The sequence below is a fragment of the Rhodococcus sp. NPDC019647 genome (assembly GCF_044389235.1).
Lineage (GTDB): Bacteria > Actinomycetota > Actinomycetes > Mycobacteriales > Mycobacteriaceae > Rhodococcus_F > Rhodococcus_F oxybenzonivorans.
Genome location: NZ_JBIRXS010000003.1, coordinates 116,776 through 137,034, shown reverse-complemented (window position 1 = coordinate 137,034; position 20,259 = coordinate 116,776). Strand labels below are relative to the sequence as shown.

General features: G+C 65.8%; 20 protein-coding genes and 1 pseudogene. 16 read left to right on the top strand and 5 right to left on the bottom strand.

Annotation, left to right across the window (positions count from 1 at the left end):
* The first annotated feature begins 151 nt into the window (after nucleotides 1-151).
* The 15 genes and pseudogenes from ACH49N_RS08160 to ACH49N_RS08090 all read left to right on the top strand — a co-directional run bounded on the left by ACH49N_RS08160 (nucleotide 152) and on the right by ACH49N_RS08090 (nucleotide 14,167).
* Entirely contained in the window at nucleotides 152-1,678 is a 1,527-nt protein-coding gene (locus ACH49N_RS08160) for an ABC transporter substrate-binding protein (RefSeq protein WP_208963016.1), read from the top strand.
* Entirely contained in the window at nucleotides 1,675-2,679 is a 1,005-nt protein-coding gene (locus ACH49N_RS08155) for an ABC transporter permease (RefSeq protein WP_358271886.1), read from the top strand. Before ACH49N_RS08160 ends, ACH49N_RS08155 begins: the two co-directional genes overlap by 4 nt.
* Nucleotides 2,676-3,482 (top strand): ABC transporter permease subunit, encoded by an 807-nt coding sequence (locus tag ACH49N_RS08150; protein WP_358271888.1) that lies wholly within the window; start codon nucleotides 2,676-2,678, stop codon nucleotides 3,480-3,482. Before ACH49N_RS08155 ends, ACH49N_RS08150 begins: the two co-directional genes overlap by 4 nt.
* The gene (locus ACH49N_RS08145; RefSeq protein ID WP_358271890.1) at nucleotides 3,479-4,942 is read left to right on the top strand and encodes an ATP-binding cassette domain-containing protein; all 1,464 of its coding nucleotides are present in this window, start codon (nucleotides 3,479-3,481) and stop codon (nucleotides 4,940-4,942) included. The genes ACH49N_RS08150 and ACH49N_RS08145 overlap by 4 nt, the downstream gene beginning before the upstream one ends.
* 181 nt (nucleotides 4,943-5,123) lie before the next feature.
* A complete protein-coding gene (locus tag ACH49N_RS08140; RefSeq protein WP_358271892.1) occupies nucleotides 5,124-6,170 on the top strand; it encodes a TauD/TfdA family dioxygenase in 1,047 nt (348 codons plus the stop codon).
* Nucleotides 6,167-7,153, top strand: coding sequence for an ornithine cyclodeaminase family protein (locus ACH49N_RS08135; RefSeq protein ID WP_358271893.1), 987 nt, complete (start codon nucleotides 6,167-6,169; stop codon nucleotides 7,151-7,153). Before ACH49N_RS08140 ends, ACH49N_RS08135 begins: the two co-directional genes overlap by 4 nt.
* Nucleotides 7,150-8,535, top strand: coding sequence for an alanine racemase (locus ACH49N_RS08130; RefSeq protein ID WP_358271895.1), 1,386 nt, complete (start codon nucleotides 7,150-7,152; stop codon nucleotides 8,533-8,535). The genes ACH49N_RS08135 and ACH49N_RS08130 overlap by 4 nt, the downstream gene beginning before the upstream one ends.
* Before the next feature lie 9 nt (nucleotides 8,536-8,544).
* Nucleotides 8,545-9,615, top strand: a complete 1,071-nt coding sequence (locus tag ACH49N_RS08125; protein ID WP_358271897.1) for a cysteine synthase family protein — start codon at nucleotides 8,545-8,547, stop codon at nucleotides 9,613-9,615.
* Nucleotides 9,612-11,027, top strand: coding sequence for an MATE family efflux transporter (locus ACH49N_RS08120; protein WP_358271899.1), 1,416 nt, complete (start codon nucleotides 9,612-9,614; stop codon nucleotides 11,025-11,027). The genes ACH49N_RS08125 and ACH49N_RS08120 overlap by 4 nt, the downstream gene beginning before the upstream one ends.
* 144 nt (nucleotides 11,028-11,171) lie before the next feature.
* Nucleotides 11,172-11,591, top strand: coding sequence for an Hsp20/alpha crystallin family protein (locus ACH49N_RS08115; RefSeq protein ID WP_208963022.1), 420 nt, complete (start codon nucleotides 11,172-11,174; stop codon nucleotides 11,589-11,591).
* Nucleotides 11,592-11,616: 25 nt separating this feature from the next.
* Nucleotides 11,617-11,886, top strand: coding sequence for a hypothetical protein (locus ACH49N_RS08110; protein ID WP_358271902.1), 270 nt, complete (start codon nucleotides 11,617-11,619; stop codon nucleotides 11,884-11,886).
* A gap of 61 nt (nucleotides 11,887-11,947) precedes the next feature.
* Nucleotides 11,948-12,283, top strand: coding sequence for a J domain-containing protein (locus ACH49N_RS08105; RefSeq protein ID WP_358271904.1), 336 nt, complete (start codon nucleotides 11,948-11,950; stop codon nucleotides 12,281-12,283).
* A gap of 86 nt (nucleotides 12,284-12,369) precedes the next feature.
* Nucleotides 12,370-12,864, top strand: a complete 495-nt coding sequence (locus ACH49N_RS08100; protein ID WP_208963023.1) for a hypothetical protein — start codon at nucleotides 12,370-12,372, stop codon at nucleotides 12,862-12,864.
* 107 nt (nucleotides 12,865-12,971) lie between these two features.
* Nucleotides 12,972-13,295, top strand: a pseudogene (locus ACH49N_RS08095) (MerR family transcriptional regulator); the annotation flags it as partial.
* Nucleotides 13,296-13,921: 626 nt separating this feature from the next.
* Entirely contained in the window at nucleotides 13,922-14,167 is a 246-nt protein-coding gene (locus tag ACH49N_RS08090) for an ANTAR domain-containing protein (protein ID WP_358271906.1), read from the top strand.
* 64 nt (nucleotides 14,168-14,231) lie between these two features.
* Here the strand turns inward: ACH49N_RS08090 and ACH49N_RS08085 are convergent, their stop codons facing one another.
* Nucleotides 14,232-14,906 (bottom strand): helix-turn-helix domain-containing protein, encoded by a 675-nt coding sequence (locus ACH49N_RS08085; RefSeq protein WP_358271908.1) that lies wholly within the window; start codon nucleotides 14,904-14,906, stop codon nucleotides 14,232-14,234.
* A 92-nt stretch (nucleotides 14,907-14,998) separates the two neighbouring features.
* Between ACH49N_RS08085 and ACH49N_RS08080 the strand changes: the two genes are divergently transcribed.
* A complete protein-coding gene (locus ACH49N_RS08080) occupies nucleotides 14,999-15,487 on the top strand; it encodes a DoxX family protein (RefSeq protein ID WP_159918669.1) in 489 nt (162 codons plus the stop codon).
* Nucleotides 15,488-15,552: 65 nt separating this feature from the next.
* Here ACH49N_RS08080 and ACH49N_RS08075 read toward each other — a convergent pair whose 3' ends face one another.
* The 4 genes from ACH49N_RS08075 to dnaK all read right to left on the bottom strand — a co-directional run bounded on the left by ACH49N_RS08075 (nucleotide 15,553) and on the right by dnaK (nucleotide 20,197).
* On the bottom strand, nucleotides 15,553-16,434 hold the full coding sequence (locus ACH49N_RS08075) for a metallophosphatase (RefSeq protein ID WP_358271910.1): 882 nt from the start codon (nucleotides 16,432-16,434) through the stop codon (nucleotides 15,553-15,555).
* 99 nt (nucleotides 16,435-16,533) lie between these two features.
* On the bottom strand, nucleotides 16,534-17,709 hold the full coding sequence (gene dnaJ, locus ACH49N_RS08070; protein WP_358271912.1) for a molecular chaperone DnaJ: 1,176 nt from the start codon (nucleotides 17,707-17,709) through the stop codon (nucleotides 16,534-16,536).
* A 23-nt stretch (nucleotides 17,710-17,732) separates the two neighbouring features.
* The gene (gene grpE / locus ACH49N_RS08065; protein WP_358271914.1) at nucleotides 17,733-18,350 is read right to left on the bottom strand and encodes a nucleotide exchange factor GrpE; all 618 of its coding nucleotides are present in this window, start codon (nucleotides 18,348-18,350) and stop codon (nucleotides 17,733-17,735) included.
* Complete coding sequence (dnaK, locus tag ACH49N_RS08060) at nucleotides 18,347-20,197, bottom strand: molecular chaperone DnaK (RefSeq protein ID WP_358271915.1); 1,851 nt, start codon at nucleotides 20,195-20,197, stop codon at nucleotides 18,347-18,349. Before dnaK ends, grpE begins: the two co-directional genes overlap by 4 nt.
* Nucleotides 20,198-20,259 lie beyond the last annotated feature (62 nt).

Below are 20,259 nucleotides of genomic sequence, written 5' to 3'. Positions count from 1 at the left end.
GGGAGGCGCACCGGAAACAGTCGCGACTGCACCCATGCGAGACCCCGGCGGCGCATCCCGCCGGAAACACCGCCCTGTTTACAGGCGCCGACAAGTTAGGTTATGCATTCCATGCTTTGTTGGTGTTCGTTGAACTCGAAGGTGTGCACACGTGACTTTCTCCCGTCGGCAATTCATCTCTGCCGGACTCGGCACGACGGCGTTGATCGCCCTTGCTGCCTGTAGTTCCTCCGAGTCTTCGGAGGGATCCGGAAACCCCAGTTCCGGTGGCACGTTGCGGGTCGGTGCACTGGGGCAGCCGTCGAAGATCGAACGCGACCCCCATCAGACGCTGAGCAATGACAGCGACTTCCTGATCACCTCGCTGGTATACGACGCCCTCACCGTCCCCGGCGAAAACCCCAACGTGGCACCGCGCCTTGCGTCCGAATGGACCCAGCTCGAGGATCTCCGCAAGTGGAAGTTCACGCTCGCCGAGGGCGCGACATTCCACGACGGAACACCGGTGACCTCCGAGGACGCGGTGTGGTCGCTGCGGCGCCTGCGAGAAATCGCCGGCGAGACCAAGGTTCCTGTTGCCTCCGTGGAGGACATTGTCTCCGACGGCCCCTCGGCCGTCGTGATCACCACCGCCGCACCGAACCGCGAGCTTCCCCTCCTGCTGCGGTTGATGACGTTCGTCGTGAAGAAGGACACCACCGACTTCACCACGCCGGTGGGTACGGGACCGTTCAAGCTGGAGTCGTACCGCGACGGGAACGCGCGCCTGGTACGCAACGAGAACTGGCACGGTGGCACCCCGCTCCTCGAGGCCATCGAGGTGACGCGCTTCGACAGCACCACGGCGATGGCCAACGCGGTGATTGCTCAGCAGATCGACCTCGCTTCCAACGTCGGAGCCGTGGCGGGCCGCACCGCCGACGGGCGCGACAACCTCACGGTGGTACGCCGTCCCAACGACGTCGTGATCCCCATCGTCATGCGCACGTCCGACGGTCCGTTCGCCGATCCCCGGGTGCGTGAGGCACTTCGACTCGCCGTGGACCGAGACGCCATGGTCAAGCAGGTGACGTCCGGGTACGGCACCGTCGCCAACGACGTGCTGGGCACCGGCGATCCCACCTACGACTGGTCGCTGAAACAGCGCAGCCGCGATATCGAGAAGGCGAAGCAGCTGCTCCGCGAGGCCGGCTTCGATACCGGCCAGACATACACCCTCTTCACCAAGGAGGAAGCTGCAGGCGAGGTCGACTCCGCGAAGCTGTTCTCCACCCAGGCCCGGGACATCGGTGTGACGATCGACGTGGTCACGCAGGATGCCAACGCGTTCTACGACGAAACCTGGCTGAAGGCTCCGCTGTACACGGCGAACTGGGGCACCAACGACTCCGTCATCTTCTTCGCCAGCAAGGTGATGTATTCGGGCACCAAGTGGAACGAATCCGGGTTCCGCGATCCCGAGTTCGACGCCGCCTACCTCGAGGCGCTGGCGGCTCCTGACGACGACACCTACGCCAAGGCGAGTCGCACTCTGCAGGAGATCGAATACGCACGGGGCGGTTACCTGGTGTGGGGCATGGCCGACGGAGTCGACGTCGCCTCCTCGAAGGTCCAGGGCCTGCCCCAACTCGGCGGATACGGACGCGTACAACTGGAAAAGACCTGGCTGTCGAGTTGAGCGAGTCCACCACCACGGCCGCGTCGGCCGCCACAGTCGTGGCGGCCGACGCCCGTCGGTTCACCACCCTCGGGACACGGGTCTCGGTGGTGCTCGCCCAACGGGTGTCGATCCTGGTACTCGTCCTGGTCCTCGTGTTCGTCGCCATCGATCTCCTCCCGGGCAGCGCGGCACGCGCAGCCCTCGGCCGCGATGCCACCGAGGAACAGATTTCGGCTGCCGAGCAGTCCCTGGGACTCGACCGGGCTCTGCCGGTGCGATTCCTGATCTGGTTCAAGGGGCTGCTCACCGGTGATCTCGGAACCACCGTGCGTGGCACTCCGATCACCGAGATACTTGCGTCCAAGTTCCCGAGCACGTTGCTGCTCGGGGGGTTCGCACTGGCTCTGACCACGATGGCGGCGCTGCTCGGTGGTGCTCTGTGGGCGTTGCGCCCGCGCAGTGCCGGCGCCCGCGTCCTGTCACCGGCCACCACGATGGTGATCGCGGTTCCCGAATTCGTCATCGCCACCCTGCTCGTCCTTGCCTTCTCGCTGGGAACCGGCTGGTTTCCCGCCGTGACGATCACCGATTCGGCAGGCGGCCCCCTGGACTCCTCCATGCTGGTGCTGCCCGTCATCGCTCTCGCAATCCCCCAGTCCGGGTGGAATATTCGGGTGACGCGTGCGGCCCTGCACGAGGCCGCGCAGGCGCCGCACGTGCTCGCCGCCGTCCTCGACGGCCTGCCCCACCGGCACGTACTGCTACGCCATATCCTGCCGATCGCGCTGCCGACCATCGCCACTTCCCTGGCCACCTCCGTCGGAATGCTGCTCGGGGGCGCGCTGGTGGTCGAAACGATCTTCAACTATCCCGGCATCGGCTCCGTCCTGTCCGGTTCGGTCGCCGACCGTGACGCGGCACTGGTCGCTTCGGTGGTCGCACTGACCGGTGCCGCTATCACCTGTGTACTGCTGGCCGCGGACCTGTTGCGCGCGTGGTCGGTCCGGGGGCGCGCATGAGCCGGCCCTGGATGCGTCCTGCGTTGCTCGCGCTCCCCGCTGCCGCCGTCATCGCGCTGGCCGTCCTCGGCCCCTTCTTCGCACCGCACGCGGTGGACGCCGGTGTCGACATTCCCTACGCCGAGCCGTCCGCGGCGGCGCCCTTGGGCACTGATCACCTCGGCCAGGACGTCCTGACGCACCTCCTCGTCGGGGGGTGGGGACTGCTCGTGCTCGCCGCGGTGATCGCTGTCCTCGTCACGGCGCTGGCGGCCGTCATCGGTACCGTAGCGGCCCTGCGGCCCCGGGTCGGCGCAATCATCGAACGGTCCACCGACGCCCTGATGCTGCTTCCGCCGATCCTCGCGATCCTGCTCGTGATGCTGTCGTGGCCGACTTCGGGCGCCGCCGGCCTGGTACTGATCGCCGTGGTCGTCGGCACCCCCTACACTGCAAGGGTTTTCGCCGCCGCCGCCAGTGGTGTCGCCGCGTCGGGATACATCGAAGTCGCCGCCGCGAGTGGCGAGCGCCTGGCGTATCTCGTATTCCGCGAAGTCCTACCGAACCTGCGCACCACGGTGACCACCCAACTCGGCCTCCGCTTCGTGGAGGCGATGTACCTCGTGAGTACTGCCGCATTCCTCCAATTGCCGACGGCGCTCGGGGATTCCAACTGGGCTCTGATGGTCCGGGAGAACAGCTCCGGGGCCCTGCTCAACCCGTGGTCGGTTCTCGTACCCAGCCTCGCGATCGGGTTGCTCGCGGTCAGTGTCAATCTCGCCATCGCCTCGGCCCGGACCGGCCGGCAGGGGGTGCAGGTATGACGGATCCGGCAGTGGTCGCCGAGCACCTGACCATCACCGCCGCCGGCACGGCGACGCCGCTCCTGCAGGACGGGTCGATCACCCTGCGCCCCGGCACGGTCACCGCAATCACCGGTGAATCCGGATCGGGAAAAACAACACTGCTGCAGGCAATCGTCGGATACCTTCCGCCCGGAGCCCGCCGCGAGTCCGGCAGTCTCCGGGTTCTGGGGCACGACGTACTGACGTTGGAGCCCGAACCGCTGCGCCGACTCCGCCGGGCACACCTGGCCTTCGTGGGACAGGATCCCGGATCTGCCCTGAACCCCACCATGCGAGTGGGCGCGCTGCTCCGTGAAGTCGCCGCCACCCGCGACCCCGACGAACCGGCCCGCGTTCTGGAGCGTGTGCAGTTACCCGCATCGGTTCTGCATCGCCGTCCGGGCGCCCTCTCGGGCGGCCAGCAGCGGCGGGTGGCGCTCGCCCGGGCCCTGATCCGAGGTGTCGACGTGCTCCTTGTCGACGAACCGTTCGCCGGATTGGACGGGCGTGTGCGGCACGAAGTCGCCGACGTCCTACGCCGTCTCGCCGATACCGGTGTCGCAGTCGCGGTGTCCGGTCACGACACCACAATCTTGCACGAACTCGCGGATCACACCGTGCACCTGGGCGTCCCCGTCACCACCAGGGTGCACACCACTGCCACGACGGCAGAGACTCCACGCGGTTCCGCCGTGCTGTCCGCATCCGGCCTCGGTCTCGTCCGTGGCGGAAAAGGTGTTCTGGAGGGCGTGGATCTCTCGGTCCACCCAGGCGAGGCGACCGCAGTTCTCGGCGAATCAGGAGCCGGGAAAACGACTTTGGCGCGGGTGCTCGCCGGCCTCGAACCGGCGGCGACCGGAACGATGCGACTTCACGATGCCCCGCTCCGACTACCGATCGCCCGCCGGCCACGGTCGCTGCGCGGCCGGATACAGCTCATCCCGCAGAACCCGCTGTCGACACTCAATCCCGCTCACACCGTGGGACATACCCTCGCCCGGCCCTTGCGGCGTCGGGGTGTCCGCGGAAGGGCCCACCTCGACAGCACGGTCACCGCACTGCTCGCCACCGTGGGGCTCACCGGGGCATTCGCCGCTCGTTACCCTTCCGAACTTTCCGGCGGTCAGCGCCAACGCATTTCGATCGCGCGCGCACTGGCTGCGGAACCCGACGTCCTGATCTGTGACGAGGTGACATCCGCGCTCGATGCCGCCACCGCGCAGTCCGTCATGGATGTGCTTCGCGGGACGATGCACGAGCGACATACGAGCTTGATCGTGATCACTCACGATCTGGAACTCGCGGCCCGATACTGTCGGGACGTACTCGTGATCGACGACGGACGGGTAGTCGAATCAGGCTCATATGCCGCGGCCGACCGGCTCCGCCGACCCGTCGAATCCAAAGGTAATCAATCGTTAAACCACACTGCCACATAGGAATACGTTGATCCGTCCAGTAGTGTGATCTGCCGCACAGAAGGTTTCGGTTGGCCTAAAATGAGGTTAGCCTTCCCATACACTGATTCCGGCCGTGAGCCTTTTCGAATCGCGCACTCACACAACACTTTCTTCTCAGCAACGGCGGTTCTCGATCGTCTGACCGAAAGTTGGATACTCCATGCCCACAGCATCAACACTGACCACGCGTGCCATCTCTGTTGCCGGAGCGGCGGCCACTGCAGACCTTCTCGCGGCGGTGGTGTCGGCGTACGGCACCGTCGACAATCCCGATCTGATCGGTGAGGCAGCGGACATCGCGAAAACGCTGCCCGCCGAGGTTCGCGAGGCGTGCACCATGGAGCCGCGCGGACTCGGATTCCAGGTGCTGTCCGGGTTCGAGATCGACGATCGGGCAATCGGTCCCACCCCCGCGCGATGGAACGACGTGGACCCCCACCGGACGGCCGAGTGGGACGTGCTGATGCTGCTGCTCGCGCATGTCGTCGGCGCCCCCTTCGGGTGGTCCGGCCAGCAGGAGGGTCGCCTGGTCAACAACATCGTGCCGTCTCCGGGACACGAGACGGAACAGACGGGGGCAAGCAGTACCGTCCTGCTCGAACCACACACCGAGGACGCCTTTCACCCAGGACGGTGCCACTTCCTTCTGCTCGGCGGGATGCGTAATCACGACCGGATCGGCACGACCATCTCCTCGGTCCGGGAAGTGGAACTCGAACCCGCCGAGTTCGTCGAACTCGCCAGCGCCACGGTCCCGATCCTCCCGGACGCCTCCTACGAGACCAACCCGGCGGCGGGCGTGCCCACGGCAGTACCCGGCGCCAATGCTCTTGCGCTGCCGACACTCTGGGTCGGTGAGGACGGGCTGTGCCTGCGTTACGATCCGGCCTACACACCACTCGACACGGCTCCCGAACGGTATCGGCGCGCCTACGCCCGACTGTCCGACGAACTCGCACGCCATGCCCGCACGATCTCCCTCGACGCCGGGGAGGTGCTGATGATCGACAACGACGTCATCGTGCACGGGCGGGTTCCCTTCACACCTCGCTACGACGGCACGGACCGGTGGCTCAAGCGCATCAACGTGCGGGTCCCGGGCCGGCATCGACCCCCGGCCGAGGACTTCGAGGACGGGTACGGTGAGGACGTCGTCGACCCGTCGGGAGTTCATCCGATCTACTCCGTCAGGAGCGCGAGCCGATGAGCGTACCCCATCCGATCCTGACGCTGACGGCGAGCGATCTCGACAAGGTCGAGGTGTCCCCCGGTGAGGTGCTCGCCGCGGTCGAGCAGGCGTACAGCGCTCTGGCGGCGGGAGAGTCGACGAATCCCGGGAAGCTCACCGTCGCTCCCGCCGACAAACATTCGGTGGCCTACTCGATGCTCGCCCGGGACGGGCAGAGCTCCACCGTGGCTTTCAAGAGCTCGTACAAGTTCGACCCGGACCGGAATCGTACGAGTAAGCGCTACTACACCACGCTGTCGCTGTACGACGACGCCACCGGACTCCCGATCGCCCTGATGGATTGCGGACGCATCGGCGCCCTGCGCACACCGGCCGTATCGGGGCTGATCATCCGGGCCTGCGCGGCACCGAGCGCGTCCACCGTCCTCGTCGTCGGTTCCGGAACGCAGGGGCGGTTCGCGCTGCCATTGGCGCTCACCGCACACCCACAGTTCACCCACCTCGAACTCTTCGGCACACATCCGGACGGAATTGCCGCGGTCCGAGAAGAATTGGCTCGTCAGTACCCGGACCGCACGATCACGGTCAGTACCGACCTCGAGGCATCCGCCCGCCGGGCCGACGTGATCCTCGCTGTGGCCGGTGAAGCGACGCCCGCGCGGATCGAAGCCGACTGGCTCGCCCCTGGCGCGCTCTCCATCCTCGTCGGTTACGGTCTGTCGCCGTCGACCCTGTCGGGCGCGGATTACGTGGTGGCCACCAACGCCGAACAGATGCGTACCACCGGTACCGACATGGCCGGCCCGGACGGTGTCCTGCGTTCGGTGGATGCTGAACTGCCCGACATTCTGGCCGGCCGGGCGCTGCCCCGCCTTTCGGCGTCGGACCGGGTGTTCGCCTACAACAGCGGACTCGTGGTCACCGACATCGCGCTCGGGCTCCTGTTTGCACACAAGGCATGTGAGCAGGGCCTCGGCAGCCCGTTGGAGTTGTGGTCATGACCCGAAGCATTCTGCGGTCGGTGCGACTACCGGCATTGACCACCCCCTGGACCGACACCGTCACCGCCGACCGGTCGCTGTTGCGCGCCCTCGTGCGGGGATTCGGCGGCGGGCCCGTGCATCTTCTCGACCCGGCACAGTTTTCGCGCAACGCCCGCAGCTTCGCGGCCGTCTTCGACGAGGCAGGGGTCGACGGGACCGTCTACTTCGGGAAGAAGGCCAACAAGGCGAACGCCTTCGCCGATGCCGTCGCCGACCTCGTCACCACCGACCGCCGCGCCGGACGTTCGGGCACCTTCGGTATCGATGTGGCCAGCGCCGGAGAATTTCGCCAAGCCCTCTCGGCGGGAGTGCGGGGCAGCGATCTGTTGATCACCGGCCCCGCCAAACCGGCCGAACTCCTCGCTCTGGCCGTGCGGCACGACGCCGTCGTCACCATCGATTCCCCGAGCGAGCTCCGGGCACTCGCCGATCTGTCCGACGGACTGGGCGTGCGGGTCCTCTTCCGTGTTCTTCCGCAACCGGAGACCAGCCGATTCGGGATGAACGACGACGAATTGCGGTATGCCGAACAGCTTGCGCTCGATCGCTCGGCTGACGTGACGATGCTCGGGTACAGCTTCCACCTCTCCGGGTACAGCATTCCCGAGCGTCGCGATCAGGCCGGCCAACTGGTCGAACGCCTCCGTGCCGCCCGCGCGCAGGGGCTCGCTGCCGGAACGATCAGCCTGGGGGGTGGGTACCCCATCAGCTATGTGCCGCAGGAGGACTGGCAGCGATTCATGGGCGAATCGGCCCACGAATTTCATGCCGGTAAGCGCTTCGACAGCTACTACCCGTACCACTCGGCGATCACCGGAGCGCACGCCTTGCGGGCCATCCTCACCGAACCCGCACCGGGACGGAAATCGCTGGCCCAGTTCAGCCAGGACCACGGCATCTCATTCTTCGCCGAACCGGGTCGCGCCCTGTTGGACCGCGCCGGGATCACCGTGTTCCCCGTGCTGGGAGTCAAGGAACGCGATCCCGGAATGATCGTCGTCAACGGCACGAGCCTGAGCCTGTCCGAACAGTGGTTCGACACCGAATTCCTCCCCGACCCTCAGCTGGTGTCCGCAACGACGCCCGCCGAGGACCGGATCCCGTTCTTCGCGTCGGTCGGGGCCGCGACCTGTCTGGAATCGGACATGCTGACCTGGCGAGTGATCGAGTTCCCGCACCGACCCGCCCCAGGCGATTTCCTGGTGTACCACAACACCGCGGGCTACCAGATGGACTCGAACGAATCCGCGTTTCACGACACCCCCGTCCCGCCCAAGGTCGTCATCACATACGTCGACGGCCGACCCGCCTGGGAACTCGACCGTCCCACCAGCAATTAGGAGAAGACAGTGGAGACCATTGCCACTACCGCCCGCGTCGTCAGCCGAGTGTCGGATCTGATCGGTTCCACTCCCCTGCTACAGCTGTGCACCCTCGAAAACGGGACACGCTATCTCCTCAAACTCGAGCAGTTCAATCCGACCGGGTCCATGAAAATCCGGATGGCGCGCCAGATGGTGATCGATGCCGAGGTCGCGGGGTTGCTGCGTCCCGGAGGCCACATCATCGAATCCACCTCGGGCAACACGGGACTGGGGCTGGCTGTGGTCGCGGCGGAACGCGGATACCGCTTCACCGCCGTCGTCGACAACCACGCCAGCGCCGAGAAGCTGCGATCCATGCGGGCGATGGGCGCTCACTTGCACTTCGTCACCGAGGACGGCGAAACCGAGCTCGCCACCTCGGCCCGTGAGGACCTCGCCGAGCAGATGGCCGCGGCGGATCCGGAGGGGTGGTTTCCCGAGCAACACAACAACCCGAGCAACGCCGTGGGCTACCGCGCCCTCGCCGCGGAGCTCCTCGACGACGCGGCCTCGCCGATCGACGCCTTGGTCTGCGCGGTCGGAACCGGCGGCTCACTGTTCGGGACGGCGCGCGAACTGCGGCGGCTCGGGCAGTCGACCACCGTCATCGGCGTCGAACCCGTCGGTTCCATCGCCTTCGGGGGACCCGGTGGGCCGTACCACCAGTCGGGCACCGGCACTCCTCCCGGGGCCACCATCGGAACCGCAGTCGATTACTCGCTCCTCGACCAGGGCGTCAAGGTGTCCGATGTCGATGCCTTCGCGACCGCTCGGGCTCTGGCCCGGCGGAACGGGCTCATGGTCGGTGGTTCGTCCGGCGGCGCCATCTTCGCCGCACTCGATGTTCTCCCGACGCTGCCCGCCGGCAGCACAGTCGTCACGATCGTCTGCGACGGTGGCGAGAAGTACCTTGATACAGTTTTCGACGACGAATGGATGACACGCCACGAGCTCCTCGACCTCGCCGCCGAGCTGCACGTGGACGAGAAGCTCGATGCGGCCGGAGTACCGGCAAGCCGGTCCGCCCGCGAGCAGTCGCCGATCGAGTACGCATGACACACGGAAGCACAGGAACCATCGCGCCCACACAGAATTACCGGCAGACCAGTCGCGAACTCGCCTATCTCTCTGCGCCGATCGCCCTGACCCAGCTCGCGCAGGTGGCGCTCACCACCACCGACACCGTCATGATGGGCTTGATCAGCATCCAGGCCCTCGCGGCAGGCGGTCTGGCCATCACCTTGTTCAACCAGTTGCGCACCATGGGCGTCGGGCTGGTGACCGCCGTCGGCAACCTCATTTCCGGGGCTGTCGGCCGCGGTGAACGGACAGGCGACACCACACCGTCCGAGGCCACCGCGGAGGAAGTTCGCGACATCGTCCGGTCGAGCTTCCTCATCGCCACGGTCGCCGGAATCCTCGGCGGCATCCTGCTAGTCGGGCTCGGTTACGGTCTCCGGTTCGTCGGCCAGGACGCCGAGGTTCTCGACATGGCGTTGCCGATGCTCATCGCGCTCGCCCCGGGCCTGGTGCCGTGCTTGTGGTTCCAGGTGATTCGCCAGTTCACCGTCGGCATGCGGCGGCCCAAGGCGCTGCTCGTCATCACCATCCTGTCGGTGCTCTTCAACATCGCCCTCAACTGGGCCTTCATCTACGGCACCTTCGGGCTTCCCGCCCTCGGCCTGCCGGGCATCGGTGTCTCCACCTCGCTGGTGTACCTGCTGACCTTCGGGATCTTCGCGGCCATGGTGCGCCGCGACGACGTGCTGTCGCCGATGCTCAGCTTTGCCATCCACCGATCCCGGCCCGAGACCGTACGGACGATCCTCCGCCTCGGGGTCCCGATCGCCGGAACCTACGGCAGCGAGGCGGGTCTGTTCTCGGTGACCGCGGTGATCATCGGCAGCTTCGGCGCTCCCGCTCTGGCCGCCCACACCGTGGTCAACCAGCTCACCTACATCGTCTTCCAGGTGTCGGTGGGCATCTCACACGGTTCGTCGATCCTGGTCAGTCGATTCGTCGGACTCGGTGAGGCGATCAAATCGCGTCTGACCGCCCGAGTCGCCTTCTCGCACGCGGCAATCGTCATCGCCGTCGTCGGTGTCGTGTATCTCCTGGCACCGACCTGGGTGCTGTCGCTGTTCATGGACACCTCGGACACCACGGCCGTGTCCATCGCGACGGTGCTCCTCGCGATCGCGATCTTCCAGCAGTTCGCCGACTCCGCCCAGAACATCGGTATCGGACTGCTGCGCGGGGTGGGCGATACGGCCTCGAGTTTCGGTATCACCCTCATCGGGTACTGGCTGGTGGGTTTGCCGGTGGGCCTTCTGTTCGCCTTCGGGTTCGGCCTCGACACCTACGGCATGTGGATCGGCTTGTCCTGCGGATTGCTGACCGCGGCGATCCTGTTGCTGCGCACGTTCCAGCAGCGTCTACGGACGATCGAGACTCAGCCCGCTTCGTGAGACCGGGAGGATCAGAAAGGGACTCCCACCAGGAATTTTCTTCCCAAATCTCTTGCTTTCAACTACGACAGATGCTATAACGAATCTACAGCATCTGCTGCAGGTAACCTGTCACAACGAGAGGGTTTTCTGGAGGTGGACACGATGTTGATGCGCACAGATCCGTTCCGCGACCTCGATCGTTTGACCCAGTCGATCCTCGGTACCGCTGCCCGCCCGGCAGTGATGCCTATGGACGCCTGGCGAGAAGGTGAGAAGTTCATCGTCGAATTCGACCTGCCGGGAGTGGACGCCGATTCGCTGAACCTGGACGTCGAACGCAACGTTCTCACCGTGCATGCCGAACGGCCGAGTCGGGACGAGAACAAGGAAATGGTCGCGGCCGAACGGCCACGGGGCGTGTTCAGCCGGCAACTGTTCCTCGGCGAGAACCTCGACACCGACCGGATCGAGGCCCGCTACGACGCCGGGGTGCTGACCCTGACCATCCCTGTCGCCGAGAAGGCCAAGCCGCGCAAGATCGAAATTGGCACCAACACAGAGAAGAAGGCAGTCAACGCCTGACCCTGACCGGGGAGGGGCGATCGCGATGACACCGGAAGACAACAGTCCCTACATTGTGGAGCCGACCAGCTGCGAGATTCGGCCGTGGTCGGAGATCGAGTACCACGTACTCCTCGCCGACTCCGACCGCCTCCTCGCCGAGGCGCTCACGCCGCAGGCCGTCGTCCTGCTCGGGTTGGTGACTATGGGTACGACCGGTTCGCCTCGCCCCCTCCCACTCCCATCGGCGCCCTGGACTCCGTCCACGGCGCCGATACCGGAGATCCGTGCCAAACAGCGCTCCCCTCCGACGTGACGAAGAGTTGGGGAGTGTGAAAGCGGGCGGGTGGAGGTGACGGCAAGGAGATACGCCGATCATGAACACCCGCACCGACTTCTACGACATCCTCGGGCTGCCACGCACTGCAACCCAGAGCGAGATCACCAGCGCGTACCGGCGCAGATTGCGGCAGTTCCACCCCGACACCCGCGAAGCCGCACTCGACGCCCAGCCTTCCGACGAGTCGCTGCAACACCTACTGGCCGCATACGCCGTGCTCCGTGACCCGCTCCGTCGCGCCGAATACGACCGGCAGAGCCTGGTGGCGCCACCGAGCGCCGGGATGCCACCAACGATTATTCGCGTCCGGCACCACGCATCGAGCGACCCGACACCGATGTTCCGGGCCGGTCCGGTCCGGCGTCACCGTTGACGACTGTGCGGTAACGAACGCCTGATCCGACCTGCCTGATCCAGCCCTGGATGCGTGTTCCCCATCGAGATGGGTATTCGTCGCTCATGGCTTCGGACGGCGGTGGCCGGGCGTATCCGGAGGCAAGGTTTGTCGCCGGACATCTGATCGCGCTGGTCGCCGATCGAGACTACGCGGCGCTCTCTGCGGAGTTGTCCCCGCTCGTGCAGTCGCCCGGGAGTTCGCTCTCTCGGCCGGCCCTCTACGGGGATGTACTGACCTGGATTGTCACCGCGCTCGCGGACGTGGTCGTCGCGCGCCTGGGCGCGGCGGCGGATGGGGAATCCTTCGTCCTCGAGGTCCGAACCACCGCCGGCCGTACGGTCGGTGCCGGCGATCTGCCTCCCGGACAGGGCCGGGTAGGGCGGTCGGTGCTGGCGTTGTTGGCCGACGATCGCGCCGCCGCCCGTGCGCAGCTCGCGGCGGCCGAACGCGAATCCGATCCAGCGGTGCGGGCCACCACTCTGGTCGAGGCCCTGGTCTGGCTCAACGCCATGCTCGACGCCGAGACCTCCACCTTTCCCGACCTGCCGCCCCGGTGACGGCGAGAGACCAGATGCTTGCAGCATTTAATGTAGGTTTATTGCAGCGCGAGGGGTATTATCGGGTAAATCGAAGGCAGCGAGAATTCCACTTCCGAGGAGGTGTTATGCCGAGGAAAATCCTTCCGAAATCCCGGCGCGGCCTCTACGGCATCTCCGTCGCCTCCGAACTGTCGGGCATCGCGGCCCAAACGCTGCGCTTCTACGAGCAGTACGGACTGGTCACACCGGCACGCACGAGCGGAGGTAATCGCCGCTACAGCGACTACGACCTCGCACGCCTCCAGCGGGTCTCCGAGCTGATAGAGGCCGGCGTCAACCTGGCCGGGATCGGCCGAATTCTGGACCTCGAGCGTCGAACCGAGAAACTTCAACGGGACAACACCCGCCTCGCTGCCGACAACGCCCAGCTACGAGCAGAAAGGACACCGACCATGGACATCGACCTCTCCGATGCCGTCCCGGAAGCCGACCAGCTCGAGCAAGCACAACCCGCCGACCCCATCGATGCAGGGAGCCGCTCGATCGCCGACGAGCAGCCCGTGACTTCGCGGTCGTCGTGGGACGCTCCCGAGGCCGACAGCTTCGAACAACAGCAGTCGGCAGCCCCAGTCGCGGAGCTGATACCACCCACCTCCGGCAGGTGGGACGCCCCCGAGGCCGACGTGTGGGAACAGGCTTTCACCGTGCCCATGGACGACGACCGTGAAGTCGCCGACGAATAGGTCGTCGACGCAGTAGAAAACTACCGGAGGAACAGCCTCGCACACGGCCTCACGGCATAACCTCGAGACCATAGCCGCGACGAGGCCATCGCCTGCGAACCACTCGAGACGGCCTTGCAACGAGTGGCTCACACAGCCGTCACGGCACTCCCCGAGGCCGATGCCGCCAGCGTCACCCGCCTCGTCGATGGCGTTCCGGACACAGTTGCCACGACCGACGCCGCTGTCGCCGCCATCGACGAACGCCAGTACGCCGCTGGCCGTGGGCCCTGCCTACAAGCCGCCCACACACGAGAGCCGGTTCGCGCGGTCGTCGGCCGACACCGAGAAGAATGGTCCGAATTCACCTCCGCCGCAGAGGCGGCCGGAATTCACGCCTACCTCTCGGTATCGCCAATGCACTCCGCTGGCAGCGCGCACACGACCAAGTCCTCCAGCTTCAGAATGCGCTGAGGTCACGCGCCGACATCGACCAGGCCAAAGGCGTACTGATGGCCATCCACGGAATCTCGAGCGACCAGGCATTCGAACGGCTCGCCAAGATCTCCAACGCACCAACACGAAAGTTCACGAAGTAGCCCGGAACTTCATGCGCAACTTCACCGCGCCGTCGTCGTGATCGGTTCGGGTCGAGGCAGACAGTCAGGACTCCGGAGGGTCGACCACTACACAGCACCGGTCGGGTCGCGGATCGAGTACCGCCCGCGCACCGGGTTCGGCGCTTCCGGCGATCATCCCCTCGACGAGCCGTAAGTTCAGCCCGCACACCACATCCAGATGGTCCTGGGCGACGAGATGGAACGGGCAGTTACGCAACTCGACTCGGCCGTCGCCATCTACCTGCGGCAGGTATCCGCAGCTTCGGAGCGCTGCCAGAAGGTTGCCCCCGGACTCGGCGGCAGATCGGCGTCCGGCATCGAGCGCCGCCTCGTTCACCGCGTTCCGAACGGCTCCGCTGGCATCCTGTTCCACGGAGGAGACGAGCAACCGGGCGAGCAGTTCGTAGTCCCGCGGCGGCACGCTGACGGCCATCTCCTTCGTGGCCCGGGCATACAACTTCGCCGGACGCCCGGCCCCGGGACCGCTCCGGCCCGCCGGCCGCTGGTAACTGATGGTCAACAGTTCGGCATCCGCGAGCTTGTCGAGGTGATAGGCCGCGAGGGTTCGACCGATCTCGACGGCCGCGGCCGCTTCCTCGCGGGAAACTGGCGTGGCGCTTTCGGTCACGTACTCGTACAGCTTGCGCCGCAACGGATCGTCCAGATTACTCAAAGCCGCCAGAGCCGCCGGCGCAGCCGATCGGGCTGTGGAGGACATGCCTCGACTCTATCACCAAGAACTATTGACAAATAGGTGCGGGCGGGCGGATTCTAAAAACAGTTCCTATTACTTTTACAGAAGGATCAGTGATGAACGCCCCGACGCCACGCTCCTCGTCAGCAGTCTCTGAACATTCCCTCGGTGCCGCCGTGCAACGCGCACGCAGCGACCCTGCCTATGGCGCATTTCTGTTGCTACGCATCGGCTTCACCGTGCTGCCAATCGTCATGGGCCTCGACAAGTTCACCAATTTGCTCACCACCTGGGAGAACTACCTGGCACCCTGGATCGTCGACATCGTCCCCCTCAGCGCCCACCAGACCATGCTGGTGGTCGGAGTGATCGAAATCGTCGCCGGGATCGCTGTCGCGATCAAACCGCGATACGCGGCCTACATCGTTGCCGCCTGGCTCGCCGGGATCATCGTCAACCTGCTGAGCTACCCGGGCTTCTACGACATCGCACTGCGCGACTTCGGGCTGATGCTCGCGGCAGTGACCCTCGGCCGACTGGCCTACGTGTACGACCCGGCGTGGCACCGACGCACTGCACCGGCCACGAACTTCGCAGCCGCGTAACCGGACCCCCTCAGTTCCCCGCCCACTCGACGAGTCCCCGGGCCCGTCGGGTGGACACCCCACGGTCAGGCCGGAGTTTCTCCTCGGCGCCTGGGCCCCCGAACCCGATTGAGCGGCCGTGTGGGGGTAACGGCGTCCGCGTCGGCGAACGGATTGACCCGCCCGTCGCCGGACGCGGGTGTCACCGCGACGTGCCTGCCGAGCGCCGCCACATCGACGACGACCATGTTGTTATCGATCGGATCGCTGTTGCGGCCCAACCCGTCGATGACGGTGCGATAGTCCCCGGCGTCGAGCAGGCTTTGGTAGCGCTGATGAAAATGGCCGTGCCACAACCGAATCGGCCGAACCGCGTCGACGATCATCCGAAGTCGATCACGGTTCTCGGCAGTCTCGCGCAACTCGTCGGGTGGCACACCGGCCTCACGACGAGCCGACCCGGGGACGGCTATTCCGGCGGGACAGTCATGGCAGAACATCACCTCGGCACCACCAGCGGCGGTGATGGTGCCGACCTCGTCGGCGCTCAGGGCTTCCTGCGGCCACCACGAGGTGTGCGGGGTCCGCAGTATCTTGTCGAGCGAGCAAGCCCCGCCGACAGCCAGGCACCGCAGCTGACCCCACTGCCAGCGCAGCCCGCGCGGCAGGTGGACGATGCGTTCCCGCAGATACCGCAGGCCGTCGTCGGCGATCGGTTGTTGCAACAGCCAGTCGAAGTCCTCGTGATTGCCATCGACGAAACCGAGGACCAAGCCCTCCTCCGCGAGGGCGGCGTCGAGGTTGTCGAGGTATGCGGGGCGGAATGTGTAACCGAAATCGCCGAGCTGGACGATCACATCGGCGGCGCGGGCTCCCGCACGGGCGATCGCGCCGACGGCGTAGTCGGTGTCGGCGTGCCAGTCTCCCGCGACCGCCACCCGCCGTGGGGTGGCCAGGAAGCTGTCCACAGCCCACCTCCGTTCCGGAAATCCCCCATCATCGTGTAGGAGATACCCATTCCGCCGGCGCACCAACCTCGGTACCGAGTGGGGTGATCGTCATGAGCGTCATCCGCGACCGGGCCAGTGGGCGCGCGGATCGAATCCCGCGGACTTCTCCTCTTTCTCGTACGTGCGCAGCGCATCGACCGCATGCTGATCCAACCGGGGCGGCACGGCGACCTCCACGGTCACCAACAGATCTCCGGGTGGTCCGCTGCGGCGTGGTACGCCACGCTCACGTAATCGGAAGGTCCGACCGGTCGGGGTACCCGGCGGAATCTTCACGCTGACACGACCGTCGAGAGTGGGAACCGAGATCGTTGTGCCCAGGGCTAATTCGCTGAACGTCGCCGGTACGGTCACCGTCAGGTCGTCACCGGCACGGGCGAACACGGGGTCGGGATCCACCTTCACATTCACGTACAGATCGCCCGACGGCGCGCCTCGCAGACCCGGCTCACCCTGTGCGGGAAGCCGGATTCGTTGCCCGTCACTCACCCCGGCGGGGATGCGCACCGAGATGGTGCGGGTGCGGTTCGCGACCCCGGCTCCGTGACAGTCCGAGCACGGTGAATCGACCACCGAGCCGGTGCCACGGCACTCGTCGCAGGCGTCACTGAACCCGAACCCGCCTTGGTTCCGGTTGAGCACGCCGGAACCACCGCAGTAGGGACACCGACGCGGATGAGTTCCCGGACGAGACCCGCTGCCGTGACAGGTGGTACACACCGTCGGTCCACTGATGCGCAAGGGTACGACCGCACCGTTGACCGCATCCCGGAAGGACAGATGTGTCTCTGTCTCGATATCGCTACCCCGACGTGGGCGCGCCCGGGTGGTCTGTCGGCGACTCCTGAACAGATCACCGAACACGTCACTCATCGAGCCGGCATCGGCAGTCGTGAAGTGCGATCCGTTCCCGAAAAGATCGCCGAGGTCGAAATCGCTCATTCGGGAGGTGCCGGTCGGGCCTGGGCGGAATCCCGTGTTACCGAACATTCCTGCCTTGTACAGCCGCCGCGTCTCGTCGTACTCCTTACGTTTGGCAGGGTCCGACAACACGGCGTGCGCCTCACTGACCGACTTGAACCGTTCCTCGGCGCGGGAGTCGTTCGGATTGGCGTCCGGATGCAGCTCGCGGGCCAGCTTCCGGTACGCCTTCTTGATCTCGTCCGCCGATGCACCAGAGGAGACGCCCAAATCGGCATAAAAGTCCCGCTCCAACCATTCCTGCTGCGTCACCGGGCATCCTCCTTCCACAGTCCCTACGATCGGTGAGCGTCCACCACGGTGACCATCGCCGTCCGTAACACCTTGCGGTCACCGAATTTGTAGCCGCGGCGCAGCACACTTCCTACGACGAGCTCGTGCCCGTCGCCCTCGTGCTGAACTGCCTCGTGCAGAGTCGGATCGAACGGATCGCCCTCCTCGCCGAATGCGGCCACCCCCAGGTCCGCAAGCGTTGCCCGGATCTTGGACGAGATAGCGCGCAGTGGTCCGTGCTCGAGGTCGCCGTGGCTGCGTGCCCGGTCGAGGTCGTCGAGAATCCCGAGGAACTTCTCCGCTACGGAAGCCTTCGTGATCTCGGCCGTGACCTGCCGATCGCGTTCGACCCGCCGCCGGTAGTTTGCGAACTCGGCCTGCAGTCGTTGCAGATCGGCGGTCAGCTCCGCCACTCGATCCTCGCCGGGCGCGCCCGTCTTCCCACCGGCGGCCGCGCCCGACTTCCCACCGTCGGCGGACTGGCTCCGGCCGCCGGTGACCGGGGGTTGCGAGGGCGTGTGCTCTCGAACCTGACCGGTCTCCGGATCGACCCGGCGTTTATCAGTGATCGAAATTGGTTCTCGCGGTGGTTCTTTCCCGTTGGTGCGCTCAGTGCTCATCGCGCATCCTCCCTCCCGGGTTCGTCCACCACCTCCGCATCGAACACCTGCTCGGATCCATCGGGCCCCGTGGTCCCGTCGCCGCCGGGCGCGCCGCCCTGCTGCGCCTGGGTGTCGTACAGTGCCTGACCCAAGGACTGGGACTCCGTGGCCAGCTTCTCGACCGCGGACTTGACCGCCCCGATGTCGGTGCCGGCCAGAGCATCCTGCACTTCCTTGATCGCCGACCGCACCTTGCCCTTGACGTCCTCGGGAACCTTGTCCTCGTTGTCCTTGATGAACTTCTCGGTCTGGTACACCAGCGACTCGGCCTGATTCCGCGTTTCGGCCTCCTCGCGCCGTCGGGAGTCTTCGGCAGCGTGCGCCTCGGCATCCTTGATCATCCGGTCGATCTCTTCCTTGGACAGACCGGAGCCCTCCTGGATCCTGATGGTGTTCTCCTTGCCGGTGCCCTTGTCCTTCGCGGTCACGTGCACGATGCCGTTGGCATCGATGTCGAAGGTGACCTCGATCTGCGGCACCCCGCGCGGAGCCGGCGGAATGCCCGCCAACTCGAACGAACCGAGGAGCTTGTTGTGCGAGGCGATCTCGCGCTCACCCTGGAACACCTGAATCTGCACCGACGGCTGATTGTCGTCGGCCGTGGTGAAGGTCTCGGACCGCTTGGTCGGGATGGTGGTGTTGCGCTCGATGAGCTTGGTCATCACCCCACCCTTGGTCTCGATGCCGAGCGAGAGCGGCGTGACGTCGAGGAGCAGCACGTCCTTGACCTCACCCTTCAGGACACCGGCCTGCAGGGCAGCGCCCACCGCGACGACCTCGTCCGGATTCACACCCTTGTTCGGTTCCTTACCGCCGGTGAGCTCCCGGACCAGGTCGGAGACGGCGGGCATGCGGGTGGAACCACCGACGAGCACGACGTGGTCGATGTTCTTGACCGCAATACCGCTGTCCCTGATCACCGATTGGAACGGGGCCCGGGTGCGGTCTAGCAGATCGGAGGTGATCTTCTGGAATTCGCTGCGCGAGAGCTGCTCGTCGAGGAACAACGGGTTCTTGTCCGCGTCGACGGTGATGTAGGGCAGGTTGATCGAGGTGCTCTGCGAGGAGCTCAGCTCGATCTTCGCCTTCTCCGCCGCCTCACGCAGGCGCTGCAGCGCCATCTTGTCCTTGGTCAGATCGATGCCGTTCTGCGCCTTGAACTTCTCGACCAGCCAGTCGACGATGCGCTGATCCCAGTCGTCACCACCGAGGTGGTTGTCACCGGAGGTGGCGCGAACCTCGACGACACCCTCGCCGATGTCGAGCAGTGAGACGTCGAAGGTGCCGCCACCGAGGTCGAACACCAAAATGGTCTGTTCCTTGTCGCCCTTGTCCAGGCCGTAGGCGAGCGCCGCGGCGGTGGGCTCGTTGATGATGCGCAGCACGTTCAGGCCCGCGATCTGGCCGGCTTCCTTCGTGGCCTGCCGTTGCGCGTCGTTGAAGTAGGCGGGAACGGTGATCACGGCGTCCGTGATGTCCTCGCCCAGATACGACTCGGCGTCACGCTTGAGCTTCATCAGAACCCGGGCACTGATCTCCTGCGCTGTGTACTTCTTGCCGTCGATCTCCACCGTCCACGGCGTGCCGATCTCGCGTTTGACCGACCGCACCGTCCGGCTGACGTTGGTGACCGCCTGGTTCTTGGCGGGCTGGCCGACCAGCACCTCACCGTTCTTGGCGAAGGCGACCACCGAGGGCGTGGTCCGGGACCCTTCCGAGTTGGCAACCACCACCGGGTCGCCGCCCTCGAGCACTGACACGACCGAGTTGGTTGTACCGAGGTCGATACCGACCGCGCGTGCCATTTTTCCTCCTCAGTTATGAAAAGACTGCGTTTATCAGAGTTGAGCCTGTTGGACTCAATTTT